We start from the raw sequence: 14,500 nt of genomic DNA, 5'->3' as shown, positions 1-14,500 counted from the left end.
AAAATTGTCAGTCGGAGCTGCCGGCGGGGGCAGGGGGCAACAGTCCGCGCAGGGCGTCCTCGGCATCCGGGCCGGAGCCCGCTCCGGCCTCTGCCGCGGCAAGGTTGGCGGCGGCAATGGCCTCGATGACTTCCTTGCGCTGGATCGGAACGCCCCGGGGTGCCTCGATGCCTATCCGGACACCGTCGCCGCGGCCTTCCAGAACCGTGATGACGATGCCGTCGCCGATCATGATCTGTTCGCCCGGCTTGCGTGTGAGTACCAGCATCCTCTCAATCTACCCTTCGCGGGGTAGGGCTCAGGACGAATCCACGCCCGGGGATCGGCCGAGATCCGCGCAAGCTATATCCCACTGGCCGCCGCGTCGTCGGAGTCGACCCAACCGACCGGCAGCCCCAGCCCCCGGACGGTTTCCGGCGTGGCGGTTTCTTCCGCTCCGACGACGGCGACGGCAGTGACGTTGAGCTGCGAGGCGAGCACCTTGACCCAGCGCGCAGTGTCCTCCTGCTTGCGTCCGGCGTCCACCACCACCCAGAGCTGGTCGGCGGAGATCGCGGCGACAGACTGCAGCCGCGCGACCGTGTCGCGGGCTTTCCCCAGCCCGAAGGCGACGAGCACCGTCTGGTCCGTCAGCACTGCGTGGGCCCGGGCCGCCGTCGCGCTTTGACGACCGTCCACGTGCAGATGACCGTAGGCCGTCAACTTCCCCGCCGTGCGCACGTCTGCGCCGCCGGCCGCCATGGACATCGCCAGGGCCGCGTCGAGCGCGTCGTCCCCGAGGCCGATGAGAACCACCAGATCACCGACCCCGGACAACAGGACCGGAACGGTTTCGCGGGGCGGAGCAGGTGCGGGCCCGCGTCCATCAGGCACCGGAGACGCCGGAATCGGCGCGACCGGCGCGACCGGGACGTCCTCGCGGCCGGTGACGGGGGCGGCCCGCAGCCCGGCGCCGAGCTGTTCCAGCAGTTGCGCAAAGTCCGGCGACTCCGTCGACACGCCGGCGCTGCCGGGGCGGTGCAGGTTGAGTTCGGCCGCGTCGGCCTCTTCGAGCAGCGCCGCGATGGCGGCCCCCTGCAACTGGTGGGAGGGGGCGTCAGCCGGGACCGGAGCCTGGCCGGGGCGGGACGCCGCCGCGGGCGGGACGTTGCGGGAAGCGGCGGAGGCAGGGCGGGAAGCCGCTGGCTCCGGCATGCCGGTACCCGAGCCGCTCCCGGCCGCGGGCGGCTCAACATCCGCCGCCGCGTCTGTGCGAGGGTCCGACCCGGCGAGGACGTCCGGGTCGGGCACGACTTCGCCCGTGACCACCTCATGGCTGGGGAGCACTTCGACGATCGCCTCGTAGCGGTCGCCGGCGAAGAGGCCCGCGATTCCGGGGCTGATGACGCGCTCCGCCGAGACGATGCGGGCCGCGGGGCCGTGCTGCTGTTCCGCCTTGCGGCGGATCTCCTCGAGCGAGGCCCCCTTAAGCCGATAGCGGTTCGGCATGGCGCACGACTCCTACGGTTTCGATCCGGACGTTGGCTGAAGTAACTTCGCGGTAGGACAGCACCGGCACGGAGCCCGGCTGGCTCCCCACGAGGCGGCGGATCGCCGGCCGGAGTGCCGGCGCGCAGACCAGCACGGCCTGGCGGTTGGCGGCCGCAGCGGAATCGACGGCGGATGCAACGGAGCGGAGCACGGCGTCGAGCCGGTCCTGGCCCATGACGATCTGGCTGCCGCCCTCGGCCGGCCGCATGTCCTCGAGCATGGACTGCTCCAGGAGCGGGTCGATCATGATCACATTGAGCACGGGGCCGTCCATGAATTTGGCCGTCAGCGCGGGACCCAATGCCTGGCGGGCTGATTCCACCAGCGATTCGGGATCAGTGGAGACCTTGGCGCGGAGGGTGAGCGCTTCATAAATCCGGGCCAGATCGTTGATCGGCACCTGTTCATCCAGCAGGCCCTGCAGCACACGCTGCAGCTCGGCCAGGGAAAGCAACGACGGGGTGAGCTCGTCGACGGCGGAGGGGCTCTGCTTGCGCACGCCCTCGGTCAGCACCCGGACGTCCTCACGAGACAACAGCCGGGCGGCGTTGGCCGTGACGATCGAGGACAGATGCGTCACCAGGACAGAGACACGGTCGATCACGGTGGCACCGGTCATCTCCGCGTTGTGGCGCATTTCCGCCGGGATCCATTTGCCGGCCAGGCCGAACACCGGCTCGATCATCGCGACGCCGGGGAGCGAATCGAGGTTGTCGCCCAGGGCCAGCATCTGCCCGGACGGGGCAGTGCCGCGGCCAGCCTCCACCCCTGCGATCCGGATCGCATAGCTGGCCAGCGGCAAGTCCACGCTGTCCCGGGTGCGGACAGGCGGGATGACAAGGCCCAACTCCATGGCGATCTTGTGCCGCAGGGACCGGACGCGGGCCAGCAGGTCGTCCGAGGCGCCGGAGACCATGTCCACGAGATCCGGCGCGAGCAGGATTTCCACCGGATGGATGCGCATGTCCTCGAGCAGTTTTTCGTTCGGGTCCATCTCCGGAAAACTCAGCGCCGTCGCCTCGGCCTCCGCGGACTTCTCGTCCTGCCGTTGCTTGGCGGCGATCCGGCGGGACGCGAAGATCAGTCCGCCACCTACCAGGATGAACGGCAGGGGCGGCATGCCCGGGATCAGCGCCATGGCGATCGCGGCGACGCCGGCAATCATCAGCGCGTTGGGCGACTGCATCAGCTGGGTGGACGCCGTGCTGCCCATGTCCGATTCGGCGTTCGACCGGGTCACGATCATGCCGGTGGATACGGCCATCAGCAGTGCCGGGATCTGCGTGACCAGCCCGTCCCCCATCGTGAGGATGCCGTAGGTGCTCAGGGCGTCACCGATTTCCATGCCGCGCTGCAGCATGCCGATCGCGATGCCGCCGACGAAGTTGATGATGATGATGATGAGACCGGCGATCGCGTCGCCCTTGACGAATTTGGATGCACCGTCCATGGCGCCATAGAAGTCGGCCTCCGCCGAGACCTCGGCGCGCCGCTCCCGGGCCTGCGTGTCCGTGATGAGCCCGGCGTTGAGGTCGGCGTCGATCGCCATCTGCTTGCCGGGCATGGCGTCGAGGGTGAAGCGGGCGCCGACTTCCGCGACGCGCTCGGCGCCCTTGGTGACCACCACGAACTGGATGACCACGAGGATCAGGAACACCACCGCGCCGATGATCAAGGATCCGCCCACGGTGACATGGCCAAAGGCCTCGATCACCTGGCCGGCGTACCCCTCCCCCAGCACCAGCCGGGTGGAGGCCACGTTGAGGCCCAGCCGGAACAGGGTGGCGACCAGGAGCAACGAGGGGAATACCGAGAAGTCCAGCGGCTTCTTCACGAACATGCTGGTCAGCAGGACCAGGAGCGCCAGCAGGATGTTGCAGACAATGAGGAAGTCCAGCAGCAGCGCGGGCAACGGAACAACCAGCAGCATCACAATGCCCACAATGCCGACGGGCACACTCAGTCTGGCGAGCCTGTTGTTCATGGTGCGGTCCTTTCACAGACGCTGGTTTCAAAAGTGTTCAGCCCGCGCTTCATACCGGGCTCCCGACGGCGGCCGGCGTGCTCATCCGGTGCATTCCCGAGGCGGCGCCGCGGGCCTTGAGTGCCATGACGAAGGCGAGGACCCCGGCCACGGAGCGGTAAAAGTCCACCGGAATCTCGTGGCCGAGTTCGCAGGCCTCGTGGAGTGCCCGCGCCAACGGGATGTCCTGGACTATGGGCACGTTTTTCGCCTCTGCCTCTGCCCTGATCCTGGCCGCTACGTGGCCTGAGCCTTTGGCCACCACGCGCGGCGCGGACTTCCCCGGTTCGTACTTGAGGGCCACCGCCACGTGCGTGGGGTTGACCAGCACGACGTCGGCGTCCCCGATCGCGGAAATCATGCGGTTCCGGCTCATCGCCATCTGCCGTGCCCGGCGTTGGGACCGGATCAGCGGATCGCCTTCGCTGCTCTTGTTCTCGTCCTGGACTTCCTTCTTGGACATCCGGGTTTTCTTGCGGTTGCGCCGCATGACCACGAAGAAGTCCGCGGCCGCCAGCACGATTCCTGCGGCCACGGCGAACTGGACCAGTGCGGCCACCCCGCCGGCCGCCGCCTGCACCACGCCCGACACAGGCAATCCGCCGGCCGTCAGCAGGACGGGGATGAGTCCCTGCACGACGCTGTACAACACGAGCCCCACCACGGTGGCCTTCAGCAACGCCTTCACCCCGCCCCAGACCGCCTGGGCGCCGAAGCTCCGCTTCAGCCCGCTCAGCAGGTTGAAGTGTTCGAAGTCGAATTTGAACTTCTTGAAGTGCACGCCGCCCTGCACCGCGGAACCAGCCAGGACCACGATGAACACGACGATCAGCATCGGCCCGACGATCCCGGCGATGGCGGCGAGACCGTCCTCCAGGGCCTTGATGGCCTTGCCCGGATCCGGTTCGGCGATGATGCCCCGGACGCTGAAGAGCTGATCCGTGGCGGCGCTGGAGGCACGGTCCACCGTTGACGGGATCATGATCGCGGCCGCGCCCACGCCCACCCATGCGGTGAGGTCCTGGGACCTGGAAAGCTGGCCCTTGGAGCGGACCTCTTTCATCCGTTTGTCGGTGGCTTCCTCGGTTTTTTCCTGGGAATCCGCCATCAGCCCACCCCCAGCACTGTCTTCGCGGCCTGTCCGGCGAGGCTGGAGACGATCCTCGGCAGGGCCAGGAACATGAAGCCGGCCAGCGCCAGCGTCAGGAGGATTTTCAGCGGGAAACCAAGGGAGAACGCATTAAGTGCCGGCGCCACGCGGGTCAGCAGGCCGAGCCCGACGTCGGCGAGGAACAGCACCACGATCAGCGGTCCGGCGATCTGGACGGCGGCAAGGAACATGCCGGTGACCGCCGTCGTCATCGCCTCCACCGGCTGGCCGAGGTCGATTCCGCCGGCGAGGGGCAGGGCGGCGAAGCTGCCGGTCAGGCCGGTGATGACGAGTTGGTAGCCGTCGGAGGCGAACAGCAGTGCCAGGGCCGCCATCTGCAGGAGCCGGGTGAACTGTGCGCCGTTGACCATCATCTGGGGGTCGAAGGCCTGGGCCATCTGGAATCCGCTGAAGAGGTCGATCAGGCTGCCGGCGGACTGGATGGCGGCGAAGATGACCATAACGAGGAAGCCCAGGGCCAGGCCGGTGATGAGCTCCAGCACCACGCCGGTCAGGAAGCCGGCGGTGTCCCGCGGTGCGTAGCCTCCCGCGACGCGCTGCGACACGGCGAGGCCCAGACCGAGCCCGAGCATCGCCTTGATCCGGGCCGGGAACGCCTGGTGGGCGAAGGGAGGTGCCACGATCAGGAATGCCGTCATCCGGACGGTGGCCAGCAGGAGCACTTCCAGCCACGTCGGGTCGATCGGGATGCCCACCTCACAGGCCTCCGAGCAGGGACGGGATCTTGGCGAAGAGGTCATTGGTGAAGGCGACCATCTCGGAGATCATCCAGTGCCCGCAGATCACGAGGGCCACAGCGACGGCGGCGGCCTTCGGCACGAAGGACAGTGTGGCTTCCTGCAGCTGCGTGATGGACTGCAGCAGCGAGATGGCCAGGCCGACCACCAGCGCCGTGACCAGCACGGGGGCGGACAGTTTGGCGGCCACGATCATCGCCTGGAGGCAGATGTCCAGGACGGCGTTGGCGTTCATCCGGTGCCCGAATAACTTTGGATCAGCGAGGTGATGATCAGTCCCCAGCCGTCCACGAGGATGAACAGCAGGATCTTGAATGGCAGCGAGATCATTACCGGCGGGAGCATCATCATGCCCATCGACATCAGCGCCGCGGAGACCACGAGGTCGATCACGAGGAACGGGATGAAGATGACGAAGCCGATGATGAAGGCGGCACGCAGCTCGGAAATCATGAAGGCGGGGATGAGGGTCTGCAGCGGCACGGCCTCCGGCGTGGCCGGGTTCTCGGCTCCCGCGGCCCGGGACATGAGGGCGATATCCTCCTCCCGCGTGTGGGCCAGCATGAACTGCTGGAGGGGTCCGGAGGCGGCGCCGACGGCACCGTTGAAGTCCAGGGTGCCGTTGAGGTAGGGCTGGATCCCGAGGTTGTTCATCTCGTTGATGACGGGCCACATCACGAAGATCGAGAGGAACAGGGACAGGCCGGCAAGCACCTGGTTGGGCGGGATGGACGGCAGTGAGAGCGCATTGCGGGTCATGGCCAGCACCACGAAAATCTTGGTGAACGACGTCATCATCAGCAGCAGCGCCGGCGCGACGGAGAGAATCGTGATCCCGATCAGCGTCAGCACGGCCGTGGACGGTTTGCCGTCCATGCCGTTGATTTCGATGTTGACGCTGCCGTCGTCGGGGTTCGCCGGGTCCGTCGGGGCCACCGGCGGCGCGGGAAGGATGGGGGCGGCGTGGCCGGCGGAGGCGTTCAGCCACAGCAGCAGGACGGCGAGGAGGACGGCGGCGAGCCCCAACACGAATGCCCTGGCCGGCGGGAAGCGGTCAGGGGCTGCAGCTGCCGGGCATGCGGAAAGAGGACGGGCGGCGGGCGGACGGATCAATTGCGGCGTCCGCTCCTGAGAGCGGCGGCGGCCTGCTTCCACGTGGAGCCGGCAAGTATCGACCCGTGAATCGGGGGGTGTCCCGGGGCGCCAGTACGGCTGGCGTGGCCGCGGCCATGGGTGTCCCGGTGGAGGGTGCTGCGGCGGGACAGCGGGACGGCGTCCTCGGCTTCGCCGGAACGGACCGGTGCCTCGTCGCCGTCGGCACTGGAGAGGGGCCCGAAGCCCGAGAGGATCCGGGCGAAGTCCCCGGATCCGCGCGGGGTCACGGCGGCGGCCGGCTCTTCGGCTTCCGCCGGAATATCGCCGGTGTGCAGGACATTGACGGCGTGCTCGGTGACGCCGAGGAGGAATCGTTGGCCCGCGGCGTCGACCACGACGACGGAGGCCTTTTGGCCGACGCTCTGGCGGCTGACGATGGTCAGCGCGCGGTCAGCCCGCCGGCGGCCGGTGCCCTGGCCGAGCCGTCGTTGCAGAAACCACATGAGGCCCAGCACCGCGCCCAGGGCCACGAGTACCCGCAGCCCGAGGATCAGTGTGTCCATTCAGCTGAGCCCCTCGGCGACGTCGAGGATCCGGGTGATCCGGACGGCGTAGTCCTGGTCCAGGACGACGACTTCGCCGTGCGCAATCAGCCGCCCGTTGAGCAGGACGTCCGCGGGGGCGCCCGCGGACCGGTCCAGTTCGATGACCTTGCCCGGTTCCAGGGAGAGCACGTCGCGGACCGACATCCGGGTGCGTCCGATCTCCACGGTCAGGGCCATCTCGATGTTGTTGATCCGGCCCAGGCGCCCGGCCGCGACGTCCCCGCCGGCGAACAGCTCGCCGCGGTCGGGACCGGCGCTGTGCTCACGGAGGCGGACGGCGAACCAGGCCGCGGCGTTGGCGCCGTCGGAAAGTTCGAAGACGGCGGTGTCCGGGTCGGAGAGCAGTCCGGAGGCGTCGGATTCCCGCAGGTCGCTCAGGACCCCGGCACCGAAGACGGAGCTGGCGCTTTCCATTGCGGGGCGCAGCACATCGGTCACGGCGACGTGCCCGAGCTGGGATCCCGCCCCGGCCGCCTCGTCGAGGAAGGTGCGGTCGCTCAGCATCAGGGCGAGATCCGCGGTGACCGAACCGACGAAGGTTGCGGTGACTGCTTGGCGGGCGTACGTAGCCGCAGCCCGGGAAGGCACCAGGGCGACCACCTTGAGGGCCACTGGGCTGGGCAGCTCCTCGACAAGCCGCTCCGCCGACAGTTCGTGCTGGGTCAGGGTGATGCTCATCGGTGGTTCTCCTCGATTGTGACAATGACGGCAGCTGCCCGGGATCCGTTGCGGGCCGGGGCTGCGGTGGCCAGCCTGGTACCGTCCAGGGTGACGTCAAACGGCCGGTTTTCCAGGTGCGGCAAGGTCAGGACGTCCCCCACGGCGAGTCCGAGGACCTGGCTGGGGGTGACGAACGACGTCGAGAGCCGGACCGAGAGTTCGACCGGCACGCGCTCCAGCTGGGCGCTGACCCGCGCCGAGGCGTCCCCGCGGTTGTCCGTGGGGTTGACCTTCTTGAGCCGCCCCAGCAGGATGCTGGCCGGGACAGCCAGGGTGGCCGGGGCGCTGATGTTGCCGACGTTCATGCTGAACGCGGCCACGATCATCAGTTCGCTCGGCGCGGCGGCCTGGGCGAACTGGGAGTTGTACTGGATGGTATCGACCCGGACGGTCTCGCTCAGCAGCGGTCCGAGGGAGTAGCCGAGGTCTTCGAGGGCCTCGTCCATGAGCCCCTTGATCAGGGCCTGTTCGATCTGGGTGAACTTGCGGTCCGGCATCGGCGCGTCATTCGAGGCTCCGAGCATGCGGTTCACCCAGCCGAGCGCCGCGGGGGCGGGGAACTGCACCACAAGTTTGGAATCGTGGGCCTCGACGGCGCACAGCACCATGGCCGTGACGGCGGGCAGGGACGCGGCGTACTCGTCGTAGCTGACCATGCGCACGTCTTCGAGCCGGACCACGGATTTGACCCGGACTTTGGCGGTCAGTTGGGTGCCCCATTGGCGCGCGAAGGTTTCAAAGGCCAGTTCCAGGACCCTGCTGTGTTCTCGGGCGAGCGTCGCGGGACGCCGGAAGTCATAGACGCTAACGGTCCGCTCCCGTACCACTTCCCGCTCATCCAGAACACTCACGGTTGCCACTATCGGCCGGGGATCCGCCGCCGTAAGCAGTCCGCCTCAGGCAAACCGCCGGGGGCAGTGGACCGCTATTTCTGGTTGAGCTTCAGGACCTCGGGAATCAGGGCACGGACGACGTCGGGCTGGTCGGAGATGATCACAATGTCCACCCGGCGGTTGCGTTCCATCAACTCCGGGGTGGAATCGTCATTGACCTGCCGGGCGGACCCGAAGGCGACGGCGCCAATGGTTCCGGGGGCGATTCCGCCGCGGTCCACCATGTACCGCAGGACGTTGACGGACCGCGCCGAGGATAGCTCCCAGGTGGACGGGTACGCGGTGATGCCGTTCGCCGCGTGGCCCTCCACCATGATTTCCAGGGCGGCCGAGCCGAGGATCGGGGAAATGATCTGCAGGACCTCGGAGGCGCGTGCTGTCAGTTCCGGCCGGTCCGGGGCGAAGAAGGTTTGCGATCCGATCAGTTTGACGGTCAGCCCGCGCTGGTCGATCTGGAACTCCACGTTCTCGGTGAGTCCAGCGGCAGCCAGCCCAGCCTTCATCTGCGCCTCGAGGGCGCGCAGCCGGTCTACTTCCTTGATGGCTGCTTCCAGCGCCTCGGGTGGAGTCGTGGGGGCAGCGGGTTGCGCGGCGGGTTCGGCCGCCTGCTCGGCGGCGAAGGCCTCCAGGTCGGCGTCAGCGAGGTCCGCCGGCACCACGGTACCCTCGGCCGTGTCGACCGTCTGAGTGGACTCCGTCCCGAAGCCAGTAGCGAGGGAGTTCCGCAGCTTCTCGAACTTGTTCGCGTCCACCGTGGACATGGCGTACAGGACGATGAACAGGCACATGAGCACCGTGACCATGTCCATGTAGGAGGCCATCCAGCGTTCGTCGACGTGGTGCTCTTCCGGCTTTTTGCGTGGGCGCCGCCTGGAACTCACGCGGCCTGGTCCATCTTTTCTGCGTCTTTGTCTGCCGTCTTGCTGCCCTTACCGGGGCTCCTGAGCTGGTGCTCCGGGACCATGGCACGGAGCCGCTCGGCAAGCAGCAGCGGCTGGGCGCCGGCCTGCACGGCGAGCATGCCTTCCATGAGCAGCGTGCGGCGTTCAATGTCGAGTTCGGACAGCCGTGCTAGGCGTCCGCTGAAGGGAAGCCAGATGAAGTTGGCGGACAGCAGCCCCCAGAGGGTGGCAACGAAGGCGGCGGCGATCATGTGCCCCAGTTCGTCCGGCTTGGACAGATTTTCCAGGACGTGGGTCAGGGACACAACGGTTCCGACGATGCCCACGGTTGGGGCAAAGCCGCCGAGGCTCGCGAAGAATTTGGAGTTGGCGTGGTCGCTGCGCGCCTTCGTGTCGATTTCGTCCTCCATCTGCATCCGGAGGTCTTCGGCGTCCGTTCCGTCGGCGATGTTCTGCAGCGCACGGGCCAGGAAGGGGTCCTTGACGCTGACGGACTCTTCCTCGAGCGACAGCAGGCCCTCGCTGCGCGCCTTCTCGGCGAACCGGACCACCTGGTCGATGCTGTCCTGCGGCTTCGAGGTTTTCCCGATGAACATTCCCGGCACGGCTTTGAACGCCTGGATGACGTCCTTAATCGTGTTGCTGGCCAGTCCGATCGCCAGGGTGGCCCCGAAGACCAGGATCATGGGGGCGGGCAGCAGCAGTGAGCTGATGCTGCCGCCTTCCAGGAGCACCATGGCGATGAGGGAGCCAAAGGCGATGAGCAGCCCGATGACTGTTGCGGGATCCATGGCTTACTTTCTTGGTTTTTCAGGTGCGGGGCGGCTGGGATCGCCCGCGGGGTCCGACGCCGGGACCAGGCTCAGCGGGTAGCCCGTCACGGCGGGAAAGTCCCGCGCCTTGCTGAGGACGTAGGCCCGGTAGTCAGCGATAAGCTCGACGACTTCGGCGAGGCTCTCGAGGACCACGTAGGCGGCGCCGTCGAGCGTCACCAGGTGCGTGTCCGGGCTCTCGTGGATCCGTTCAATCAGGTCCGGATTGACCGCGAAGCGCGTTCCGTTAAGGCGTGTGACGACGATCATGGGCCGATTCTGCTCTGTTATTCGGCTCAGCGTTTCAGCTAAGCGGCGGGAAGGGGTGTTCTCCTCCCTTACTGTCGGCAGCCCCGGCACCTTCGTTAGGCGCCGGGGCTTCCTGCGGCTTAGCGCTTGAGGTTGCCGAGTTCCTGGAGCACCTCATCGGAGGTGGTGATGATGCGGGCGTTGGCCTGGAAGCCGCGCTGCGCCACAATCAGGTTGGTGAACTCCTGAGACAGGTCCACGTTGGACATCTCCAGGGTCCCGCCGGTCAGGGTCCCCATCCCGGGGTCACCGGCAGCACCCAGCTGCACGCCGCCGGAATTGCCGGTCGCTACATAGGACGATCCGCCGGACTTTTCGAGACCCGCCGGGTTGGTGAACTTGGCGAGCGCGATCTTGGCCAGGACCTCCTTGATGCCGTTGCTGAAGGATCCGATCAGGGAGCCGTCGTTGCCCAGAGTGTAGGACTCAAGCTTGCCGACGGCGGCGCCGTTCTGGCCGCTGACCGCCAGGGAGCTCATCGTCGCGTAGCCGGAGACCTTGGAAACGTCGATGGTGATGCCGTTGACGGTGAAGTTGCCGCCCGCAGTGCGCTGGCCGTCCGTGTAGGTCACCGAACCGTTGGAGGTGGTTCCATTGTCGGTCGCTGCCATGTTCCACGTGCTTCCGGCCTTGGTGAAGGTCACCGTGAGGCTGCGTTCCGCGCCGGCGGCGTCATAGACCTTGACGAGGCGATCGAGCTTGGTGTTATCGGGGGCGTCGCTGGGGAGGTTCCCGTCCAGTGTGACGGCGTTGGTTTCCTTGGCCACCATGGTGTTGGGGTTCAGGGTGATGTCGCCGACGGGACCGCCGGCATCGATGACGCCGTTGGTGGCCGGCCAGCCCTGCAGGATGCCGCCGTCGGGGCTGACCAGCTGGTTTGCCGCGTCCGGGCTGAATGAGCCGGCGCGGGTGAAGAGCTGGTTGCCGCCCTTGCTGGTGACGAAGAACCCGTCACCGGAAATCATCAGGTCGGTGGCGCGGCCGGTGCTCTGCGAGGAGCCCTGGCTGAAGTTGGTGCTGACACCGGCTACCCGGACACCCAGACCGACCTGGGCGGGGTTGGTGCCGCCGGTCTCGGCCTGCGGGCCCGTGGCGCCCTGCTGCACCTGCGAGAGGGTGTCCTGGAACTGGGTGGAGGACGCCTTGAAGCCGGCGGTGTTGACGTTGGCGATGTTGTTGCCGGTTACGTCCAGCATGGTCTGGTGGGCGCGAAGGCCGGAGATTCCGGAGTACAGCGAGCGGAGCATGGGAACTGCCTTTCTACGGTTGAAAAACTATTTAGGAAGCGGCCGGAGCAGTGAGCCCGGTGATGGAGTCGAGAGGGATGGACAGGTCGCCGACTTTCACGGTCGGGACCGTTCCGGCGTAGGACACCGAGCTGGCAGTGCCGGTTCCGGTGGTTCCGTCGTCGAGCGTGTAGCCGACGGATTGGCCAATCAGTTGGGCGGCGGCCGAGCGCATCTGGAGGGAGAACCCTTCCTTGCTGCTGGTGGTCAGCTCGGACATCTTTTCCATCATGGAGAGCTGGATGGTCTGGCTCATCATCTGGTTGGTGTCCATGGGGGCGCTCGGGTTCTGGTTCTTGAGCTGTGCCACCAGGAGGGACATGAAGACATCCGAGTCCATGGTCTGCACGGGTGCCCGCACGGCAGCTGCCGGGGAGGTCTCCCCCGCAGCCGCGATGGGCTGGGAGGCGATGGGCTGGATCGTCATGAGTCGCTTTCCTTAGGGTCAGACAAGAATGTCGAGAGTGGTTTGGGGGCCGTTCAGGGTTCTGGCGGTGCGCATTGCGGCTCCGTCCGCCAGCGCATCCCAGCGGTGACCGCTGCGCTGCTCGCCGGGGGCGTATCCGCCGCCCGGGCTGGAGCCGCCGCGGCTCCCACGGCCGTCCGGGCCCGCGTCCCGGCCTGCGCTGTCCCGGCCTGCGCCGTCCTGGCTGGAGCCGCCGGGGCCGCTGCGGTCGGAAACGTCGAGGCTGGCGCCGAAGCCGGCATCGGCCAGTTCCTTCCGAAGCTCGGGCAGGATGCCCCTGATCGCCTCGCGCCCCACATCTCCCGGAGCAAACAGCTCGATCCGGACGCCCGCCGCATCAATCTGGGCCCGGACCGTCAGCGGACCGAGGTCCTCGGGCGTCACCTGCAAGGTCATGATGTGCTGTCCCTGCGGGGCTCCTACCAAGGTGAAGAGCGGCTTGGCCAGCTGCGGCTGCAGGGTTGGGGCGGGGTACGCAGCAGCGGGCGCCGCCTGCTGCGGCGCGGCCGGGGCAGCCGGCACCGAAGGCGCGGGTGCCGCCGCCGGCTGCGCGGCGATGGAGCTCACTGCCGTCAGGGCGTCCGCGCCTGCGGCCGGTACCGCGGACGCGGCAGATCCTTGCGGTGTGCTGCCGCCAGAATCAACGGCGGCGGGCATCTGCGGAAGGTCGACGGCGGTGGGCGTCTGCTGGGTGACGGGGGCGTCGGCTTGGGGAGCAGCGCCGGCGGGGACCACCGATACCACGGTCGACGCCGCGGCTAGCGGCGCTGCTACAGGAGCAGAAGCGCTGATGGCCGGCAGCGTCCCCGGCATGGCGGCTGGAGTTGCGGTGCCTGACCGGCCGGCGGACGCCAGTTGAGTGGCGGCGGCCGCCTGCTGCGGCTGGGTGGGGGTGCCAGGGACGCCGGGAAGCTCGGGGGCGGCCGCCGGTTGGGGCTGGGTGGCAGTCGAACCAAAGGCGGAGGTCGGCATCTTCGGTCGTGCTGCGCCCGCGACTGAAGGGGTACCCGTCGAGGGCGCTGCGGGGTAGCTGCCCGGAACGGTGGATTCCGCCAAGGCGGTGGGCTGCACGGCGGAGGGTGCCACGGGGACTGCCGTCGAGGGCCCGGCGGGAGTGGGTTGAACGGCGGCAGGCACCGCGGGGACCGCCGACGGCGTCGCTGACGCCTGCGGCACGGCACGGGGCGCCGAAGGCACCGCCGTCGAAGGCTCGGCGGGAGTGCGCTGAATGGCGGCAGGCGCCGCGGGGACCGCCGACGGCGTCGCTGACGCCGGCGGCACGGCACGGGGCGCCGAAGGGACCGCCGTCGACGGCTGAGCGGCAGGTAGCTGCAAAGCAGTCGGCGCCACCGCGTCCGTCGCGGGCTGGACCGGGGCGGGCTGCACGACGGCTGACCGCCCTCCACCGGTCTGAACCGGGACCGCAGGCGCCGCTTGCGCCGCGTTTGCCGCAGGTACGGCAGGCCTCATCTCCGGGCCGGCGGCCTGGGCAGGCTGCGCGGTGGCCGGAGTTAAGGTCGCAGCCGTCGAGGCCGCCCCCACCGGGAGTTCGCCCGTGGTCGGAGAAGGCGTCATGGGCCGCGTAGCTACGGGCTGCACGGTCGTCGACGCAGTGGCTGCCAGGGCCGGGGCGCGCGCGGCCGGCACTGCCGGCACCTCGAAAGTGGGCGGCACCGCCGTGGACCCAGACGTCGGTTGCGCGCCAGCGGGCAGCACCGTCGGGACGGCCCCGGCTACTGTCGTCACTCCGGCGGGCTGAACCGTGGCGGGCTGAACCGTGGCGGGCTGAACCGTGGCGGCTTGGGCAAGCGGAGACGCTGCATCCACGGGCCGAGGGGTGCGGTTATGAGCGGTGCCGGTCTGGGCCAGCCGCGAATCCGGCAGGCCGGGTTCGCCCGCCACGAAGGTAGCCAGTCCGGGAACCGCTGGCGCCGGAGCCTCGGGGTCGGCC

General features: G+C 68.3%; 17 protein-coding genes. 1 reads left to right on the top strand and 16 read right to left on the bottom strand.

The genetic code is table 11. The features are described 5' to 3' along the window. Positions 1 to 7: 7 nt before the first annotated feature. The 16 genes from OM977_RS03490 to OM977_RS03415 all read right to left on the bottom strand — a co-directional run bounded on the left by OM977_RS03490 (position 8) and on the right by OM977_RS03415 (position 13,635). Positions 8 to 268 (bottom strand): carbon storage regulator, encoded by a 261-nt coding sequence (locus OM977_RS03490; RefSeq protein WP_264356156.1) that lies wholly within the window; start codon positions 266 to 268, stop codon positions 8 to 10. A 74-nt stretch (positions 269 to 342) separates the two neighbouring features. Beyond that, the gene (locus OM977_RS03485; RefSeq protein ID WP_264356155.1) at positions 343 to 1,488 is read right to left on the bottom strand and encodes a hypothetical protein; all 1,146 of its coding nucleotides are present in this window, start codon (positions 1,486 to 1,488) and stop codon (positions 343 to 345) included. After that, complete coding sequence (locus OM977_RS03480) at positions 1,466 to 3,514, bottom strand: flagellar biosynthesis protein FlhA (RefSeq protein WP_264356154.1); 2,049 nt, start codon at positions 3,512 to 3,514, stop codon at positions 1,466 to 1,468. Before OM977_RS03480 ends, OM977_RS03485 begins: the two co-directional genes overlap by 23 nt. 49 nt (positions 3,515 to 3,563) lie before the next feature. Then, positions 3,564 to 4,661, bottom strand: coding sequence for an EscU/YscU/HrcU family type III secretion system export apparatus switch protein (locus tag OM977_RS03475; protein ID WP_264356153.1), 1,098 nt, complete (start codon positions 4,659 to 4,661; stop codon positions 3,564 to 3,566). Then, complete coding sequence (locus OM977_RS03470; RefSeq protein WP_264356152.1) at positions 4,661 to 5,419, bottom strand: flagellar biosynthetic protein FliR; 759 nt, start codon at positions 5,417 to 5,419, stop codon at positions 4,661 to 4,663. Before OM977_RS03470 ends, OM977_RS03475 begins: the two co-directional genes overlap by 1 nt. Before the next feature lies 1 nt (position 5,420). Beyond that, complete coding sequence (fliQ, locus tag OM977_RS03465; protein ID WP_264356151.1) at positions 5,421 to 5,696, bottom strand: flagellar biosynthesis protein FliQ; 276 nt, start codon at positions 5,694 to 5,696, stop codon at positions 5,421 to 5,423. Further along, positions 5,693 to 6,490: a flagellar type III secretion system pore protein FliP gene (fliP, locus tag OM977_RS03460; RefSeq protein WP_442960714.1), complete on the bottom strand. Its 798-nt coding sequence runs from the start codon at positions 6,488 to 6,490 to the stop codon at positions 5,693 to 5,695. The genes fliQ and fliP overlap by 4 nt, the downstream gene beginning before the upstream one ends. Before the next feature lie 80 nt (positions 6,491 to 6,570). After that, positions 6,571 to 7,119, bottom strand: coding sequence for a flagellar biosynthetic protein FliO (gene fliO / locus OM977_RS03455; protein ID WP_264356150.1), 549 nt, complete (start codon positions 7,117 to 7,119; stop codon positions 6,571 to 6,573). Next, complete coding sequence (fliN, locus tag OM977_RS03450) at positions 7,120 to 7,839, bottom strand: flagellar motor switch protein FliN (protein ID WP_264356149.1); 720 nt, start codon at positions 7,837 to 7,839, stop codon at positions 7,120 to 7,122. It lies immediately after the preceding gene. Then, entirely contained in the window at positions 7,836 to 8,732 is an 897-nt protein-coding gene (locus OM977_RS03445) for a flagellar motor switch protein FliM (RefSeq protein ID WP_264356148.1), read from the bottom strand. Before OM977_RS03445 ends, fliN begins: the two co-directional genes overlap by 4 nt. A gap of 74 nt (positions 8,733 to 8,806) precedes the next feature. Next, positions 8,807 to 9,655: an OmpA/MotB family protein gene (locus OM977_RS03440; RefSeq protein ID WP_264356147.1), complete on the bottom strand. Its 849-nt coding sequence runs from the start codon at positions 9,653 to 9,655 to the stop codon at positions 8,807 to 8,809. Next, positions 9,652 to 10,467, bottom strand: a complete 816-nt coding sequence (locus OM977_RS03435; protein ID WP_264356146.1) for a motility protein A — start codon at positions 10,465 to 10,467, stop codon at positions 9,652 to 9,654. Before OM977_RS03435 ends, OM977_RS03440 begins: the two co-directional genes overlap by 4 nt. Before the next feature lie 3 nt (positions 10,468 to 10,470). Continuing rightward, positions 10,471 to 10,758 (bottom strand): flagellar FlbD family protein, encoded by a 288-nt coding sequence (locus OM977_RS03430; protein WP_264356145.1) that lies wholly within the window; start codon positions 10,756 to 10,758, stop codon positions 10,471 to 10,473. A gap of 119 nt (positions 10,759 to 10,877) precedes the next feature. After that, positions 10,878 to 12,044: a flagellar hook protein FlgE gene (locus OM977_RS03425; protein ID WP_264356144.1), complete on the bottom strand. Its 1,167-nt coding sequence runs from the start codon at positions 12,042 to 12,044 to the stop codon at positions 10,878 to 10,880. A 31-nt stretch (positions 12,045 to 12,075) separates the two neighbouring features. After that, positions 12,076 to 12,510: a flagellar hook assembly protein FlgD gene (locus OM977_RS03420; RefSeq protein ID WP_264356143.1), complete on the bottom strand. Its 435-nt coding sequence runs from the start codon at positions 12,508 to 12,510 to the stop codon at positions 12,076 to 12,078. 18 nt (positions 12,511 to 12,528) lie between these two features. Beyond that, the gene (locus OM977_RS03415; protein ID WP_264356142.1) at positions 12,529 to 13,635 is read right to left on the bottom strand and encodes a flagellar hook-length control protein FliK; all 1,107 of its coding nucleotides are present in this window, start codon (positions 13,633 to 13,635) and stop codon (positions 12,529 to 12,531) included. A gap of 415 nt (positions 13,636 to 14,050) precedes the next feature. On the opposite strand from OM977_RS03415, the gene OM977_RS03410 reads away from it, so the two are divergent. Then, positions 14,051 to 14,308, top strand: coding sequence for a hypothetical protein (locus OM977_RS03410; protein WP_264356141.1), 258 nt, complete (start codon positions 14,051 to 14,053; stop codon positions 14,306 to 14,308). Positions 14,309 to 14,500: the final 192 nt, after the last annotated feature.

Source organism: Pseudarthrobacter sp. MM222 (genome assembly GCF_947090775.1).
GTDB lineage: Bacteria > Actinomycetota > Actinomycetes > Actinomycetales > Micrococcaceae > Arthrobacter.
Note: the sequence above shows the minus strand (reverse complement) of the source record. Positions and strands in the feature narration are given on the sequence as shown.